The sequence below is a fragment of the Pseudomonas sp. HK3 genome, assembly GCF_052920985.1.
Genome location: NZ_JBREXD010000001.1, coordinates 770,715 through 783,397, shown reverse-complemented (window position 1 = coordinate 783,397; position 12,683 = coordinate 770,715). Strand labels below are relative to the sequence as shown.

The window sequence follows — 12,683 nt, the reverse complement described above, 5'->3', positions numbered from 1 at the left end:
CGGGAAGATGAAAAGACGTGATTTTTTAAAGTTCGCATCCTCTGTGGCGTCTACTAGCGTAGTGCCAGTTGGCTTAAGTATGAACCTATTGGCTCAGCGTGCGCATGCAGCAAGCCCAGTGTATTCGAATGTCAGTGTGACGCCGCCAGCTGTGTTGCCACAGGTGCTCAATATTTTCATGTACGGCGGAGCATCTGAGTTAGCGGGCAATTTAACGAATATGCTTGATATCAATACTCACTCTCAGAATGACTATTCTGCGAACAATGCGTTCCGAGAGACTATTTTAGAGGCGGCAACTGATAATGATCCTGCTAATCGTACCCGTTTCGATGATGGTCAAATTACGGCTAATAGCTTTTGGAAAGAAGCAGGCGGCACGCATATGGAAGATATGCTCGCGGCCAATCAAATGACCGTTTATCGGACACTGTATAAGCAAAAAAGCCCAACACGTTCGCACCGTGAAAGTATTTTTATGTCTCATAAAGGTACGTTAGATATTGAAAATTCACCGGGCATAGGCTCTCGTTTAGCGCTTATGATTAAGCAAAACGAATCAGTATTTCAAAATGTGCCGACGGCAGATGGTTCGGCTTTAGGTGCGTTAGATGAAACAACTTTACCGTTTGTTTCGTTTGAGGGTGACTCTCAGACTTTTGCCTTGGACCCTGATAATCAGTTGCCATTAACGCTACGTGGTTTGACCATGGACAGTAGCTTTAATAATCCTTATACACGAGGCTCTTTAGGTAGCAGTAACGATGCAATTGAAGCTTTATTAGCATCAAGGAAGTCAATCCTTGATGCAAGCCAGCCTAAGTACTTTAAGGCGGCTGATGGCTTTACTAAGCGTGAAGACTTAGAGTCGCGTATGGAGGATTTATCTGGCTTATTGAATGGCACGGAGGCGAATGGGAATAAATCCAGTGCCGAGGTTTTGGGTGTTACTTATCCAAATACAAGTTTTGCTCGCCAGCTTGAGTCAGCGGTAACATTGGCGATACATAACCCTCAAACCATGTATATGGCAGTAGGGACGCCGGGTTTAGGTGGTTGGGATGACCATAATAACGGTATAGATCGCTATCCTGGTCGTATGAATGATGTGATGGATGCGATTAAGTCTGCGATGGCGCACATTGATGCATCAAATGGCGTAAGCACGATTGGTGGCGGTACTCGTACTCGTACCGATAACATTGTGATAAATGTGTTTGGTGACTTTGGCCGTTTAGTGAATTTAAATGGCTCAGGTGGTTGGGATCATGCTAATAATCAAAACTTGTATACGTTTGGCGGTGCAGGTGTGAGACCAACCAAAGAAGCGGCAGCACTGGGTACTGTGGTTGGAACAACTCGTCGAGCGGGTAGTAGTAAAACAAATAATCAATACACGGTGCCTACCAGTGATAGTCCGACATGGGAGCCTATGTCTGTAGCGTCATCCATTTATGGATATTTTGGTGCGACTAACTCACACATCTTAACGGCTGATGCCACTTATAATCCTGAAGGAGATGTGCGTTTTGAAGATCGCTTACCGGGTTAATTTGGTATGAGTGATTGTTGATGCGTTAATGATGTAAGTGATTGAGCAAAAACAAAAAAAAGCCGCTATGAATATTCATAGTGGCTTTTTTGTTGGGTTGGAAATAGGGGGTTAATCGAAACCCTTGCCTAAGTCCACAGTGAAGAAAACGGTGCCGTCATCATCTACTATGGCATCTTCATATTGGCGGTGAATGTAAGCCAATCTGAAATCAATAGAGCCTGTGGCACTTGTGCGATACTGGTATTTTAGCCCGGCAGTAACGCTGAGTATTTCAGCCAAGCGTGGGTCAGATGATGCGTGTTCAAGATTGCTATCAATCGAACCGTCCGAGCTTAAAATGGAGCGCTGATAAAAGTTTGCTGCTTGCTGGTGATAGATACGAGTAAAAGGCGTAAACAGGTGCTTTATGCGCGCGTCAAAGCTGTAGCCCATCTCAATGGTGTGCGAATTCACGTCCCAGCTATCTGTGTGATAGCGATAGCTGAAATCTAAGTGACTGCCGCTTCCTGGTAGTTCATGCACTAGCTTGCTGTACAGCACATAACGCTCTCGTTCGTCTGGTCTGCTTTCGTATAAGACCCTACTCTTGAATTCGATGTCATTTGCGTCTGCGACACTGATCCTTTTGTATGGATCAGTGTGATAGCCCAGAGAGCGGCTATGGCTAATGTTCACCATGGCTGCGGTGCGACGGTTAATAATCGTGCTCATTCCAAATAAAACATCGTATGTGTTTTTATCGCCTTTGCCAAAAAGGGTGTCGTCAGCCACTTCAGACAATGGTGCAGGGGTGCTCTCATCGCTACGACTCACCTTATCCACAGAGCCGCCAATAGCGGCGGTAAAGGTGTAAGCTTTATCTTCGGTGTCTTTTTCAAGGCTAAGGCCGCCGCCCACTGCCGTGTAATCACCCTCTACCGAAACATAAGCGCTGACGTTGGAGCGAATCAAGCGCTGCCATTCGTGCCCCCAGCTAGTATCAATCGCTAAGCGGGTGTCATCAAATGACGCAGTGCCATCACTGCCGCCAGCACTGCCGCCGCCAGCGCCAGAGGCGCTCGTCACAGTTACGGCATCATTACCTGGTAAGGCGCCTGTCGGCGTTGACCCTGTAAGCGTGTCAAAGACTAGCCCTAGTTTGATCGTATCTTTATCGCTCAAATTGCCGCTTATCATTGCCATATAGGTATCAACGGTAATACGGTCAGGTTCATTATAATAGAGGTAGCCCACATCAACATTCCAACTGTTATATAAGCTGGCATCGTCTTTCTCGATTGCTTCAACGGCTTCATGGCCGAGAAGCGCCCCAGCAGCCAGGGTCAATTTTTGTTTTAACTTCTTAGTTACAGCCACAGCCACCGCCTCCTACGCCTTTGCCACCAGTGGAGCCTTCTTTTGAAAAGTAGATGTGCTCATCTACATAACCGTCAATCGGATCGCCTTGAAGTGACATTTGCTTCTTTGCCAAAATGCCTTTTTGCCAAGGTTTTACATCCTCAGGGGTGAGCATAGGCTCGAGTACACTGCAGCCGGATAGGCAACAGAGGGTGAGTAATAAATAAACAGTGATTCGCATGTGCTGGCCTCTTATAGGGTGGGCAGACTATAGCAGGTGGAAAATGGCCAAAATATAGATTGAGTATCAAAACGAAAACTTGGCCTTCTTTAAGTGCGCATAAACAGCATAAGGCTGTTGATTTACATGACTTTTGAATGGTGGGTGTATAAGGGCTGTTGTCTTTTTAGTCAGCTGTAAACCTCTAATTGGTTGTGTAGTGAGCAGTTGCTAATGTGAAGAGGCTTATCCTGTGAGGGGGTAAAATCATGCTGAGTTAATTTATTGGCCCTTAAAATCTCCTGATTAAATAATCGACACACCGCTTTGCAGGCCCCGAAATATCTAGGGTTTCAGGGTTGGTTAATCCTTGACAGCTTGACTAGACGCGATTACAATTCGCGTCCCTTTAAATAGGGGTAAGCGGATTTATGTTTCATTATCGGAGTTCTTGGTTATGCAAAACCAGAAAATTCGTATTCGGCTGAAGGCCTTTGACCATCGCCTGATAGACCAGTCTACGCAAGAAATCGTGGAGACGGCTAAGCGCACTGGCGCGCAGGTTCGTGGTCCTATACCGCTGCCCACACGTAAAGAGCGTTTAACCATCTTGGTTTCGCCGCACGTCAACAAAGACGCGCGTGATCAATATGAGATTCGTACACACAAGCGCATGCTCGACATTGTTGAGCCTACGGAGAAAACTGTAGACGCGCTTATGAAATTGGATCTAGCTGCGGGTGTTGAAGTTCAAATTAGCCTTGGTTAATTTGAAGCAAACTTTAATAAACGAGCTAGAACTTTTTTCTAGTGTAACGCTTTTTTGGGCGGCCATAGTGGGTATTCAGCCCCGTACACAAGAGGTATTAAAATGGCACTTGGATTAGTAGGTAAAAAAGCGGGTATGACCCGTGTATTTACTGAAGACGGCGCATCTGTACCAGTTACTGTAATCGAGATCACACCTAACCGTGTATCTCAGGTGAAAACCACAGAAACTGATGGCTACAATGCTGTGCAAGTTACTGCAGGTAGCAAGAAGGCATCTCGTGTGTCTAAAGCTGCAGCAGGTCACTTTGCAAAAGCAAATGTAGTGGCAGGTGATGCTCTATTAGAATTCCGTACTGACGAAGTAGCGGAATTGAATGTTGGTGATGAGTTGACAGTTGCTCGCTTTGAAGCGGGTCAGGTTGTTGACGTTACTGGCACATCGAAAGGTAAAGGTTTCCAAGGTGGTATCAAGCGCTGGAATTTCTCCATGCAGGATGCTACTCACGGTAACTCCCTATCTCACCGTGCACCTGGTTCTATCGGTCAATGTCAAACACCTGGTCGTGTTTGGAAAGGCAAAAAGATGGCAGGTCACATGGGCGCTGAACGCGTAACAACTCAAAACCTTGAGATTGTTCGTGTTGACGCGGAAAGCAATTTGATTCTGGTTAAAGGCGCGCTTCCAGGTGCGACTGGTGGTCAATTGATCATTAAACCAGCGATTAAAGCTCGCGGATAAGGGGAGTGACAATGGATATCAATGTTCAAGGTGGTTCCACTGTTACACTTTCGGATGTGGCTTTTGCTCGTGATTTCAACGAGTCTCTAGTTCATCAGTTGGTAACAGCGTACCTAGCCGGCGCACGTCAAGGTTCTAAAGCACAAAAGAGCCGTTCTGATGTGAGCGGTGGTGGTGCAAAACCATGGCGTCAAAAAGGTACTGGCCGCGCGCGTGCTGGTACTTCTCGTAGTCCAATCTGGCGTTCAGGCGGTGTAACATTCGCTGCACGTCCACGTGACGTTCGATCAAAAACTAAACAAAAAGATGTATCGCGCAGCGATGCAGGCTATTTGGTCTGAGCTTGTTCGTCAGGATCGTTTAGTAGTAGTTGATAGCTTTGATGTGGAAGACCACAAAACTAAAGCGTTCACCGCTAAACTAGCTGGTCTAGATCTAAGCAAAGTTCTTATTGTTGATTCTGAAATCAGCAAGAACTTGTATCTAGCTTCTCGTAACGTGCCACACGTTGCTGTTGCAGAAGCAGATGGCGTTGATCCGGTGAGCCTGGTTTCTTTCGAAAAAGTATTGGTAACTGTATCAGCACTTAAGAAAGTAGAGGAGATGTTAGGATGAACCAAGAGCGTATCTATAAAGTTCTACTTGGGCCTCACATCTCTGAGAAAGCAACAGTTGTAGCGGATAAAGACGGCCAGTTCGTTTTCCGTGTAGCACCTGATGCAACCAAGCCAGAAATCAAAACGGCTGTTGAGCAACTGTTCGAAGTTAAAGTTCGTAACGTGCAAGTGCTTAACATTAAAGGTAAAACCAAGCGTACAGCGCGTGGTGTCGGCAAACGTAACGACGTGCGTAAAGCATATGTTCGTCTAGCTGATGGCCATGACATTGACTTCGCTGACGTCGAGTAATAGGAGTAGTTAAGATGGCATTAGTAAAAACCAAGCCAACTTCTGCCGGACGCCGTCACGTTGTTAAGGTTGTTAACGCAGATCTTCACAAAGGTCGTCCGCACTCTGCATTGACAGAGAAGCAAAGTAAATCTGGAGGTCGTAACAACAACGGCCGTATTACGACTCGTCACGTTGGTGGTGGTCATAAGCAGCTTTACCGTATTGTTGACTTTAAGCGTAATAAAGATGGTATCCCAGCCAAAGTTGAGCGTCTGGAATATGATCCAAACCGTAGTGCAAACATCGCACTGGTTTGTTATGCCGATGGTGAACGTCGTTACATTTTGGCCCCTAAAGGCTTAAATGCAGGTGATCAGATTATTTCTGGTGAAACAGCGCCTATCAAAGTGGGTAGCACTATGGCAGTGCGCAACATGCCTCTTGGTAGCGTCATTCACAATATTGAATTGAAACCAGGTAAAGGCGGCCAAATGGCTCGCTCTGCTGGTACTTCAGCTCAGTTGATCGCTAAAGAAGGCCCGTACGTTACTCTACGTCTTCGCTCTGGTGAAATGCGTAAGATACTTGCTGATTGTCGCGCTACTTTAGGCGAAGTAAGTAACTCTGAGCACAGCCTACGTCAACTAGGTAAAGCTGGTGCTAAGCGCTGGCGTGGTGTTCGCCCAACTGTCCGTGGTGTAGCGATGAACCCGGTTGATCACCCACATGGTGGTGGTGAAGGTCGTACTTCTGGTGGCCGTCATCCTGTAACACCTTGGGGCGTTCCAACTAAGGGTTATAAAACTCGCAAGAATAAGCGTACAGACAATATGATTGTCCGTCGTCGTTCTAAATAACGGATAGGGTGAATTAGATGCCACGTTCATTGAAAAAAAGGTCCTTTCGTTGATCATCATTTGATGGCGAAAGTTGAGACCGCTCTAGAAAAAAGTGACCGTAAGCCAATTAAAACTTGGTCTCGTCGTTCTACTATTTTCCCAGAGTTTGTTGGTTTGACCATCGCTGTACACAACGGACGTCAACATGTCCCTGTGTTAGTAAGCGAAGAAATGGTAGGTCACAAGTTAGGCGAATTCGCCGCGACTCGTACCTATAAAGGTCATGTTGCAGATAAAAAGGCCAAGAGGTAATTGAGATGGAAACAGTCGCTAAATTAAAAAGCGCTCGTTTATCTGCTCAGAAAGCCCGATTGGTCGCCGATCAAATTCGCGGTAAATCTGTAGCAGACGCTTTAAACATTTTGTCTTTCAGCCCTAAAAAGGGTGCAGAGTTAATCAAGAAAGTTCTTGAGTCTGCGATCGCTAACGCTGAGCACAATGATGGTGCTGACGTTGACGAGCTGAAAGTTTCAACAATCTTTGTTGACGAAGCTATGACTATGAAACGTATTCGCCCTCGTGCGAAGGGACGCGCAGATCGCATCCTAAAGCGTACATGTCATATCACCGTTAAGGTAGCAGAGGTCTAGGTCATGGGTCAGAAAGTACATCCAACAGGTATACGCCTGGGCATTACCAAAGATCACAACTCTGTTTGGTATGCAGGCAAAGATAAATATGCAGATCAACTGCTAATTGATATTCAAGTGCGCTCTACTATTGAAAAGCGTCTTGAGAAAGCATCAGTAAGCAAAGTGGTAATTGAGCGTCCAGCTCAAACTGCAAAAATCACCATTCACACTGCCCGTCCAGGTATCGTGATTGGTAAAAAAGGTGAAGATGTTGACCGTTTACGTCAAGACGTAACGGCAATGATGGGCGTGCCCGTTCACCTTAACATCGAAGAAATTCGCAAGCCGGATTTAGATGCAAAACTAGTTGGTCAGTCAGTGGCTAGCCAGCTTGAGCGTCGCGTGATGTTCCGTCGTGCCATGAAGCGTGCAGTACAAAACGCTATGCGCGGTGGTGCTGAAGGTATCAAGATCCAGGTTAGTGGTCGTTTAGGTGGAGCTGAGATTGCCCGTTCTGAATGGTATCGTGAAGGTCGTGTACCTCTACATACTCTTCGTGCTGACATCGATTACTCGACTTACGAAGCTCACACAACTTATGGTGTTATCGGCATCAAAGTGTGGATCTTCAAAGGCGAAATCCTAGGTGGTATCGATGAAGTTCGTGCCCGCGCTAAAAGTGGCGGTGCTAAAAAGCAACGCCAAGCGAAGTAAGGGGAGCGTAGACGATGTTACAACCTAAACGCACAAAATTCCGTAAGATGATGAAAGGCCGCAACCGCGGTCTTGCGAAGGGATCAAAAGTTAGCTTTGGCGAATATGGCCTTAAAGCTACTGGTCGCGGTCGCATCACTGCCCGTCAAATTGAAGCGGCTCGTCGAGCGATGAACCGTAAGATCAAACGTGGTGGTAAAATCTGGATTCGTATCTTCCCAGACAAGCCGATTACCAGCAAACCTCTTGAGGTTCGTCAGGGTAAAGGTAAGGGTAATGTTGAATACTGGGTATGCCAGATTCAGCCAGGTCGTGTCCTTTATGAGATGGAAGGTGTTAGTGAAGAGCTAGCGCGTGAAGCATTCACACTTGCTGCTGCCAAACTACCCGTTTCAACTACATTTGTTACGCGGACGGTGATGTGATGAAAGCACAAGATTTACGTGAAAAATCTGCCGACGAACTCAGTGTTGAGTTAAAAGGCTTGTTAGCGGACCAATTTAAATACCGCATGCAAAAGGCGACTGGCCAACTAGGTCAAACCAATTTGCTAAAAGAAGTGCGTCGCGATATCGCGCGCGTTAAAACCATCATCAACCAGAAAGCAGGTGAATGATTATGGCTGAAGCGAATGTACGTACTCTTACCGGTAAGGTCGTTAGCGACAAGATGGATAAAACGATTACCGTAATGATTGAGCGTCGCGTAAAGCACCCAATCTACGGTAAGTTTGTAAAACGCTCCACTAAGCTGCACGCACATGACGAACAGAACGAATGCCAAATTGGCGACACCGTTTCTGTACGTGAGTGTCGTCCGCTATCAAAATCCAAAACTTGGATGTTGGTAAGCGTCGACGAACGTGCAACCAAGGTGTAGGCCCAGGAATTATAGGAGCTATAAACCATGATTCAGACACAATCAATGCTTGAAGTTGCTGATAACAGCGGCGCAAAGCGCGTAATGTGTATTAAAGTACTGGGTGGTTCGCACCGTCGTTATGCACGCATAGGCGACCTAATTAAAGTTACCGTTAAAGAAGCAATTCCTCGCGGTAAAGTTAAAAAAGGTCAGGTGCTAGACGCTGTGGTTGTTCGCACAAGAGCGGGTGTTCGTCGTCAGGATGGGTCTTTGATCAAATTCGACACAAATGCTGCAGTTTTGCTGAATGCGGGCCAAGCACCAATCGGTACTCGTATCTTCGGGCCTGTGACTCGTGAACTTCGTAATGAAAAGTTCATGAAGATTGTATCACTCGCTCCTGAAGTACTTTAGGAGACTGAAAATGAAAAAGATTCGTCGTGAAGATGAAGTAATTGTTGTTGCCGGCAAAGACAAAGGAAAGCGTGGTAAAGTAAACCGCGTTCTTCCTAACGGTCGTTTGATCGTTGCTGGTGTAAACATGATTAAGAAACACCAAAAGCCAAATCCATACTTGGGTCAACCAGGTGGCATCGTTGAAAAAGAAGCGGGTATTCAAGCTTCTAACGTAGCCATCTTTAACCCTAAGTCTGGCAAAGCAGATCGTGTTGGTTTCTCAGTGCTTGAAGACGGACAAAAAGTTCGTATTTTCAAGTCTACTGGCGAACAAGTTGACGCATAAGGGTGCCACAATGTCTCGTTTAAAAGATTTATACAAAAGCGAAGTGGTAGCCAAGCTGCAAGAAGAATTTGGCTACAAAAATATCATGGAAGTGCCAAAAGTAACCAAAATCACCCTAAATATGGGTGTTGGTGAAGGCATCGGTGATAAGAAACAAGTTGACGCTGCTGTAGCGGACTTACAACAACTATCTGGTCAAAAAGTAGTTGTTACTAAGGCACGTAAATCAGTAGCCGGCTTTAAAGTTCGTGAAGGCTGGCCAATCGGTTGTAAAGTGACTCTACGTGCAGATCGCATGTGGGAGTTCATGGATCGCTTGGTTGATATCGCCCTTCCGCGAGTACGTGACTTCCGTGGCTTGAACGGTAAATCGTTCGATGGCCGTGGTAACTACAGCATGGGTGTTAAAGAGCAGATCATTTTCCCTGAAATCGAATACGATAAAGTGGATAAAGTTCGTGGTCTAGACATCACTGTGACCACTACTGCGCGTAACAACGATGAAGGCCGTGCTCTACTTCGTGCACTGAACTTCCCGTTCCGTAACTAAGGAGTAGGACTATGGCTAAGATTTCGATGAAACAGCGCGAGCTGAAGCGCGAAAAACTAGTGGCTAAATACGCTGAAAAGCGTGATGCGTTAGTGGCAATTATCAAAAACCATGAATCTTCTGAAGAAGATGTATGGAATGCGCAAATGGCGCTACAGAAATTGCCGCGTGACTCTTCAAAGAGCCGCTTACAAAACCGTTGTCAAATGACGGGCCGCCCACATGGCGTGTACCGTAAATTCAAGCTTTCTCGTATTATGATTCGCGAGCAAGGCATGATGGGCAACATCCCAGGTCTTAAAAAGGCCAGTTGGTAAGCATTTCCCTTTGATCTCCGACTTTCGGGTTGGAGATTAAGGGTCGCTGCACAACAGAGAGGTTAAAGCATGAGTATGCAAGATACTTTGGCGGATATGATTACTCGTATTCGCAATGCGCAGGGCGCTGGTAAAGCCACTGTTGCAATGCCTTCTTCCAAAGTGAAGGCGTCTGTAGCTGAAGTTCTAAAGAGCGAAGGTTACATTGCAGATTATAAGGTTGACGGCGACGTTAAACCGACTTTAAACATCGACCTTAAGTATTACGAAGGTAAGCCTGTTATTGAGAGCATTAAACGTGTTTCTCGTCCAGGTCTTCGTACTTACAAGGCGACAACTGAACTGCCTAAAGTAGAAGCGGGCCTAGGCATCGCGATTATTTCTACTTCTAAAGGCATCATGACCGATCGTGCTGCCCGTGCCGCTGGTATCGGTGGTGAAGTGATCTGTACGGTATTCTAAGGGGAGTTTGAGATGTCTCGAGTAGCAAAAGCTCCTGTTACCTTACCAGCTGGCGTAGAAATTAAGCTTTCTGACGCCCAGATCACTGTAAAAGGTAAGCAAGGATCGTTAGATTTAGATCTGCATTCTTTAGTTGCTGTAAAGCACGAAGACAATGTTATTACTTTTGCACCAACTGAAGGTGGCAAAAAGTCTAATGCATTAGCAGGTACATTCCGTTCATTGGTCAACAATATGGTGACTGGTGTTAGTCAGGGTTTTGAAAAGAAACTTATTTTGCAAGGTGTTGGTTACCGTGCAAAAGCAACAGGTTCAACTTTGAATCTAACGCTAGGTTTTTCTCACCCTGTTGATTATGTGCTTCCAGAAGGCGTAACTGCTGAAACTCCTACACAAACTGAGATTGTTATCAAAGGTTTGGATAAGCAAAAAGTAGGTCAAGTTGCAGCGGAAATTCGCAGTTACCGTCCACCAGAGCCTTATAAAGGCAAAGGTGTTCGTTATGCTGACGAAAATGTACGTCGTAAAGAAGCCAAGAAGAAATAGGGTTTAGATCATGAACGAGAAGAAAATAGCGCGTATTCGTCGTGCTCGCCGTTCTCGCATCAAGATGCGCGAACTAGGTGTGACCCGTCTGTGTGTGAACCGTACTCCACGTCATATTTACGCTCAGATTATTTCGTCCGATGGTGCCGAAGTTTTAGCAACCGCTTCTACTGTAGAGAAAGATCTACGTGAAGGTAAAACCGGTAATGCTGAAGCCGCAGCGAAAGTAGGCCAGCTTATTGCTGAGCGTGCGATTGCTAAAGGCATCAAAAAGGTAGCTTTTGATCGCTCTGGTTTTAAATACCACGGCCGTCTAAAAGCTTTAGCTGATGCGGCCCGTGAAGGCGGCTTGGAATTCTAAGGGGCGGATAACATGGCAAATGAACGTGTAGAACGCAATGGCGAAGGTGATCTCCAGGAAAAACTGGTACAGGTCAACCGTGTTGCAAAAGTAGTTAAAGGTGGCCGTATCTTCGGTTTCACTGCGTTAACCGTAGTGGGCGATGGTAAAGGCAAAGTAGGTTTCGGTCGTGGTAAAGCGCGCGAAGTTCCAACTGCTATTCAAAAAGCAATGGAACAAGCAAAGCGTAACATGATCACTGTACAGCTTGATGGCGATACGTTGCAGTACCCAGTAAAAGCCCGTCATGGTGCTTCTAAGGTATACATGCAGCCGGCATCTCAAGGTACTGGTATTATTGCCGGTGGCGCAATGCGTGCTGTACTTGAAATCGTTGGTGTACATAACGTGTTAGCTAAGTGTTACGGTTCTACCAATCCGGTAAACGTAGTACGTGCTACAGTGAATGGTCTTCGTGAAATGCGCAGTCCTGAACAGGTAGCTGCCAAGCGCGGTAAATCTGTAGAAGAAATTCTGGGGTAATCCGACATGGCAAAAGTTAAAGTAACACAAACACGCAGTACTATTGGCAAGCTACCTAAGCACATCGCTACGATGAAAGGCTTAGGGCTTCGCCGCATTGGACACACAGTAGAACTTGAAGATACTGACGCAATACGCGGCATGATCAACAAGGTTTACTATATGGTTAAAGTGGAGGCAGAGTAATATGAAACTTAATACTCTTAGCCCAGCACCTGGTTCACGTCCTTCTGGTAAACGCGTTGGACGCGGTATCGGTAGTGGCTTGGGCAAAACAGGTGGCCGTGGCCACAAAGGTCAAAAAGCTCGTTCAGGCGGTCGTGTAAAGCCTGGTTTCGAGGGTGGTCAGATGCCTTTACAGCGTCGTCTACCAAAATTTGGTTTTACTTCACGTCAAGCGCAATATGTTGCTGAAATTCGTCTTAACGAATTAGCAGCAGCGGGTGTTGACGTAGTTGACCTAGACGCATTGAAAAAAGCCGATATCATCGGTGATAAAATCAAGCGTGCACGTGTGATTCTATCTGGCGAAATCAATAAAGCTGTTACCGTTAAAGGTCTGAAAGTGACCAAAGGCGCACAAGCTGCAATTGAAGCCGCTGGCGGTAAAATCGAAGAATAAGG

At 46.1% G+C, this 12,683-nt stretch carries 22 protein-coding genes and 2 pseudogenes; 22 read left to right on the top strand and 2 right to left on the bottom strand.

Going from position 1 to position 12,683, the window contains the following annotated elements; all coding sequences use genetic code 11:
- Positions 1–7 precede the first annotated feature (7 nt).
- Positions 8–1,552: a hypothetical protein gene (locus tag ACU6U9_RS03750; protein ID WP_446733736.1), complete on the top strand. Its 1,545-nt coding sequence runs from the start codon at positions 8–10 to the stop codon at positions 1,550–1,552.
- Positions 1,553–1,663: 111 nt separating this feature from the next.
- On the opposite strand, the gene ACU6U9_RS03745 is transcribed toward ACU6U9_RS03750, so the two are convergent.
- Together ACU6U9_RS03745 and ACU6U9_RS03740 are read right to left on the bottom strand one after the other, a co-directional pair.
- Positions 1,664–2,911 carry a DUF3570 domain-containing protein gene (locus ACU6U9_RS03745; RefSeq protein ID WP_446733735.1) on the bottom strand — a complete coding sequence of 416 codons (1,248 nt, stop codon included), beginning with the start codon at positions 2,909–2,911 and terminating at the stop codon, positions 1,664–1,666.
- Entirely contained in the window at positions 2,898–3,134 is a 237-nt protein-coding gene (locus ACU6U9_RS03740; protein WP_446733734.1) for a DUF4266 domain-containing protein, read from the bottom strand. The genes ACU6U9_RS03745 and ACU6U9_RS03740 overlap by 14 nt, the downstream gene beginning before the upstream one ends.
- A gap of 436 nt (positions 3,135–3,570) precedes the next feature.
- Here ACU6U9_RS03740 and rpsJ point away from each other — a divergent pair, with 436 nt between their 5' ends.
- The 21 genes and pseudogenes from rpsJ to rplO all read left to right on the top strand — a co-directional run bounded on the left by rpsJ (position 3,571) and on the right by rplO (position 12,681).
- The gene (gene rpsJ / locus ACU6U9_RS03735) at positions 3,571–3,882 is read left to right on the top strand and encodes a 30S ribosomal protein S10 (protein ID WP_283788397.1); all 312 of its coding nucleotides are present in this window, start codon (positions 3,571–3,573) and stop codon (positions 3,880–3,882) included.
- A 102-nt stretch (positions 3,883–3,984) separates the two neighbouring features.
- A complete protein-coding gene (gene rplC, locus ACU6U9_RS03730; RefSeq protein WP_446733733.1) occupies positions 3,985–4,623 on the top strand; it encodes a 50S ribosomal protein L3 in 639 nt (212 codons plus the stop codon).
- 11 nt (positions 4,624–4,634) lie between these two features.
- Positions 4,635–5,238, top strand: a pseudogene (rplD, locus tag ACU6U9_RS03725) (50S ribosomal protein L4).
- Positions 5,235–5,531: a 50S ribosomal protein L23 gene (gene rplW, locus ACU6U9_RS03720; RefSeq protein WP_446733732.1), complete on the top strand. Its 297-nt coding sequence runs from the start codon at positions 5,235–5,237 to the stop codon at positions 5,529–5,531. Before rplD ends, rplW begins: the two are co-directional and overlap by 4 nt.
- Before the next feature lie 14 nt (positions 5,532–5,545).
- Positions 5,546–6,370: a 50S ribosomal protein L2 gene (rplB, locus tag ACU6U9_RS03715; protein WP_446733731.1), complete on the top strand. Its 825-nt coding sequence runs from the start codon at positions 5,546–5,548 to the stop codon at positions 6,368–6,370.
- 17 nt (positions 6,371–6,387) lie between these two features.
- A pseudogene (rpsS, locus tag ACU6U9_RS03710) lies at positions 6,388–6,664 on the top strand (30S ribosomal protein S19).
- Positions 6,665–6,669: 5 nt separating this feature from the next.
- Entirely contained in the window at positions 6,670–7,002 is a 333-nt protein-coding gene (gene rplV / locus ACU6U9_RS03705) for a 50S ribosomal protein L22 (RefSeq protein ID WP_283788390.1), read from the top strand.
- Between the two features lie 3 nt (positions 7,003–7,005).
- Positions 7,006–7,698, top strand: a complete 693-nt coding sequence (gene rpsC, locus ACU6U9_RS03700; protein WP_446733730.1) for a 30S ribosomal protein S3 — start codon at positions 7,006–7,008, stop codon at positions 7,696–7,698.
- Between the two features lie 14 nt (positions 7,699–7,712).
- On the top strand, positions 7,713–8,123 hold the full coding sequence (gene rplP / locus ACU6U9_RS03695) for a 50S ribosomal protein L16 (protein ID WP_446733729.1): 411 nt from the start codon (positions 7,713–7,715) through the stop codon (positions 8,121–8,123).
- Positions 8,123–8,314, top strand: a complete 192-nt coding sequence (gene rpmC, locus ACU6U9_RS03690) for a 50S ribosomal protein L29 (RefSeq protein WP_446733728.1) — start codon at positions 8,123–8,125, stop codon at positions 8,312–8,314. The genes rplP and rpmC overlap by 1 nt, the downstream gene beginning before the upstream one ends.
- Positions 8,311–8,577 carry a 30S ribosomal protein S17 gene (gene rpsQ / locus ACU6U9_RS03685; protein ID WP_446733727.1) on the top strand — a complete coding sequence of 89 codons (267 nt, stop codon included), beginning with the start codon at positions 8,311–8,313 and terminating at the stop codon, positions 8,575–8,577. Before rpmC ends, rpsQ begins: the two co-directional genes overlap by 4 nt.
- 27 nt (positions 8,578–8,604) lie before the next feature.
- Positions 8,605–8,973, top strand: a complete 369-nt coding sequence (rplN, locus tag ACU6U9_RS03680; protein WP_283788385.1) for a 50S ribosomal protein L14 — start codon at positions 8,605–8,607, stop codon at positions 8,971–8,973.
- 10 nt (positions 8,974–8,983) lie between these two features.
- Positions 8,984–9,301: a 50S ribosomal protein L24 gene (gene rplX / locus ACU6U9_RS03675; RefSeq protein ID WP_283788384.1), complete on the top strand. Its 318-nt coding sequence runs from the start codon at positions 8,984–8,986 to the stop codon at positions 9,299–9,301.
- Between the two features lie 10 nt (positions 9,302–9,311).
- Positions 9,312–9,851, top strand: a complete 540-nt coding sequence (gene rplE / locus ACU6U9_RS03670; RefSeq protein ID WP_446733726.1) for a 50S ribosomal protein L5 — start codon at positions 9,312–9,314, stop codon at positions 9,849–9,851.
- Between the two features lie 11 nt (positions 9,852–9,862).
- A complete protein-coding gene (gene rpsN, locus ACU6U9_RS03665; protein WP_446733725.1) occupies positions 9,863–10,168 on the top strand; it encodes a 30S ribosomal protein S14 in 306 nt (101 codons plus the stop codon).
- Between the two features lie 69 nt (positions 10,169–10,237).
- The gene (gene rpsH, locus ACU6U9_RS03660) at positions 10,238–10,630 is read left to right on the top strand and encodes a 30S ribosomal protein S8 (protein ID WP_446733724.1); all 393 of its coding nucleotides are present in this window, start codon (positions 10,238–10,240) and stop codon (positions 10,628–10,630) included.
- A 12-nt stretch (positions 10,631–10,642) separates the two neighbouring features.
- A complete protein-coding gene (gene rplF / locus ACU6U9_RS03655; protein ID WP_446733723.1) occupies positions 10,643–11,176 on the top strand; it encodes a 50S ribosomal protein L6 in 534 nt (177 codons plus the stop codon).
- Between the two features lie 10 nt (positions 11,177–11,186).
- Complete coding sequence (gene rplR, locus ACU6U9_RS03650; RefSeq protein WP_446733722.1) at positions 11,187–11,537, top strand: 50S ribosomal protein L18; 351 nt, start codon at positions 11,187–11,189, stop codon at positions 11,535–11,537.
- Between the two features lie 12 nt (positions 11,538–11,549).
- On the top strand, positions 11,550–12,059 hold the full coding sequence (gene rpsE / locus ACU6U9_RS03645; protein ID WP_283788377.1) for a 30S ribosomal protein S5: 510 nt from the start codon (positions 11,550–11,552) through the stop codon (positions 12,057–12,059).
- Positions 12,060–12,065: 6 nt separating this feature from the next.
- Positions 12,066–12,245, top strand: coding sequence for a 50S ribosomal protein L30 (gene rpmD, locus ACU6U9_RS03640; RefSeq protein ID WP_446733721.1), 180 nt, complete (start codon positions 12,066–12,068; stop codon positions 12,243–12,245).
- 1 nt (position 12,246) lies between these two features.
- Positions 12,247–12,681 (top strand): 50S ribosomal protein L15, encoded by a 435-nt coding sequence (rplO, locus tag ACU6U9_RS03635; RefSeq protein WP_446733720.1) that lies wholly within the window; start codon positions 12,247–12,249, stop codon positions 12,679–12,681.
- Positions 12,682–12,683: the final 2 nt, after the last annotated feature.

Coding starts and splice junctions, on each gene's coding strand:
- ACU6U9_RS03750 (WP_446733736.1), top strand. CDS start 8: ATGAAAAGACGTGATTTTTTAAAGTTCGCATCCTCTGTGGCGTCTACT.
- ACU6U9_RS03740 (WP_446733734.1), bottom strand. CDS start 3,134: ATGCGAATCACTGTTTATTTATTACTCACCCTCTGTTGCCTATCCGGC.
- rpsJ (WP_283788397.1), top strand. CDS start 3,571: ATGCAAAACCAGAAAATTCGTATTCGGCTGAAGGCCTTTGACCATCGC.
- rplC (WP_446733733.1), top strand. CDS start 3,985: ATGGCACTTGGATTAGTAGGTAAAAAAGCGGGTATGACCCGTGTATTT.
- rplW (WP_446733732.1), top strand. CDS start 5,235: ATGAACCAAGAGCGTATCTATAAAGTTCTACTTGGGCCTCACATCTCT.
- rplB (WP_446733731.1), top strand. CDS start 5,546: ATGGCATTAGTAAAAACCAAGCCAACTTCTGCCGGACGCCGTCACGTT.
- rplV (WP_283788390.1), top strand. CDS start 6,670: ATGGAAACAGTCGCTAAATTAAAAAGCGCTCGTTTATCTGCTCAGAAA.
- rpsC (WP_446733730.1), top strand. CDS start 7,006: ATGGGTCAGAAAGTACATCCAACAGGTATACGCCTGGGCATTACCAAA.
- rplP (WP_446733729.1), top strand. CDS start 7,713: ATGTTACAACCTAAACGCACAAAATTCCGTAAGATGATGAAAGGCCGC.
- rpmC (WP_446733728.1), top strand. CDS start 8,123: ATGAAAGCACAAGATTTACGTGAAAAATCTGCCGACGAACTCAGTGTT.
- rpsQ (WP_446733727.1), top strand. CDS start 8,311: ATGATTATGGCTGAAGCGAATGTACGTACTCTTACCGGTAAGGTCGTT.
- rplN (WP_283788385.1), top strand. CDS start 8,605: ATGATTCAGACACAATCAATGCTTGAAGTTGCTGATAACAGCGGCGCA.
- rplX (WP_283788384.1), top strand. CDS start 8,984: ATGAAAAAGATTCGTCGTGAAGATGAAGTAATTGTTGTTGCCGGCAAA.
- rplE (WP_446733726.1), top strand. CDS start 9,312: ATGTCTCGTTTAAAAGATTTATACAAAAGCGAAGTGGTAGCCAAGCTG.
- rpsN (WP_446733725.1), top strand. CDS start 9,863: ATGGCTAAGATTTCGATGAAACAGCGCGAGCTGAAGCGCGAAAAACTA.
- rpsH (WP_446733724.1), top strand. CDS start 10,238: ATGAGTATGCAAGATACTTTGGCGGATATGATTACTCGTATTCGCAAT.
- rplF (WP_446733723.1), top strand. CDS start 10,643: ATGTCTCGAGTAGCAAAAGCTCCTGTTACCTTACCAGCTGGCGTAGAA.
- rplR (WP_446733722.1), top strand. CDS start 11,187: ATGAACGAGAAGAAAATAGCGCGTATTCGTCGTGCTCGCCGTTCTCGC.
- rpsE (WP_283788377.1), top strand. CDS start 11,550: ATGGCAAATGAACGTGTAGAACGCAATGGCGAAGGTGATCTCCAGGAA.
- rpmD (WP_446733721.1), top strand. CDS start 12,066: ATGGCAAAAGTTAAAGTAACACAAACACGCAGTACTATTGGCAAGCTA.
- rplO (WP_446733720.1), top strand. CDS start 12,247: ATGAAACTTAATACTCTTAGCCCAGCACCTGGTTCACGTCCTTCTGGT.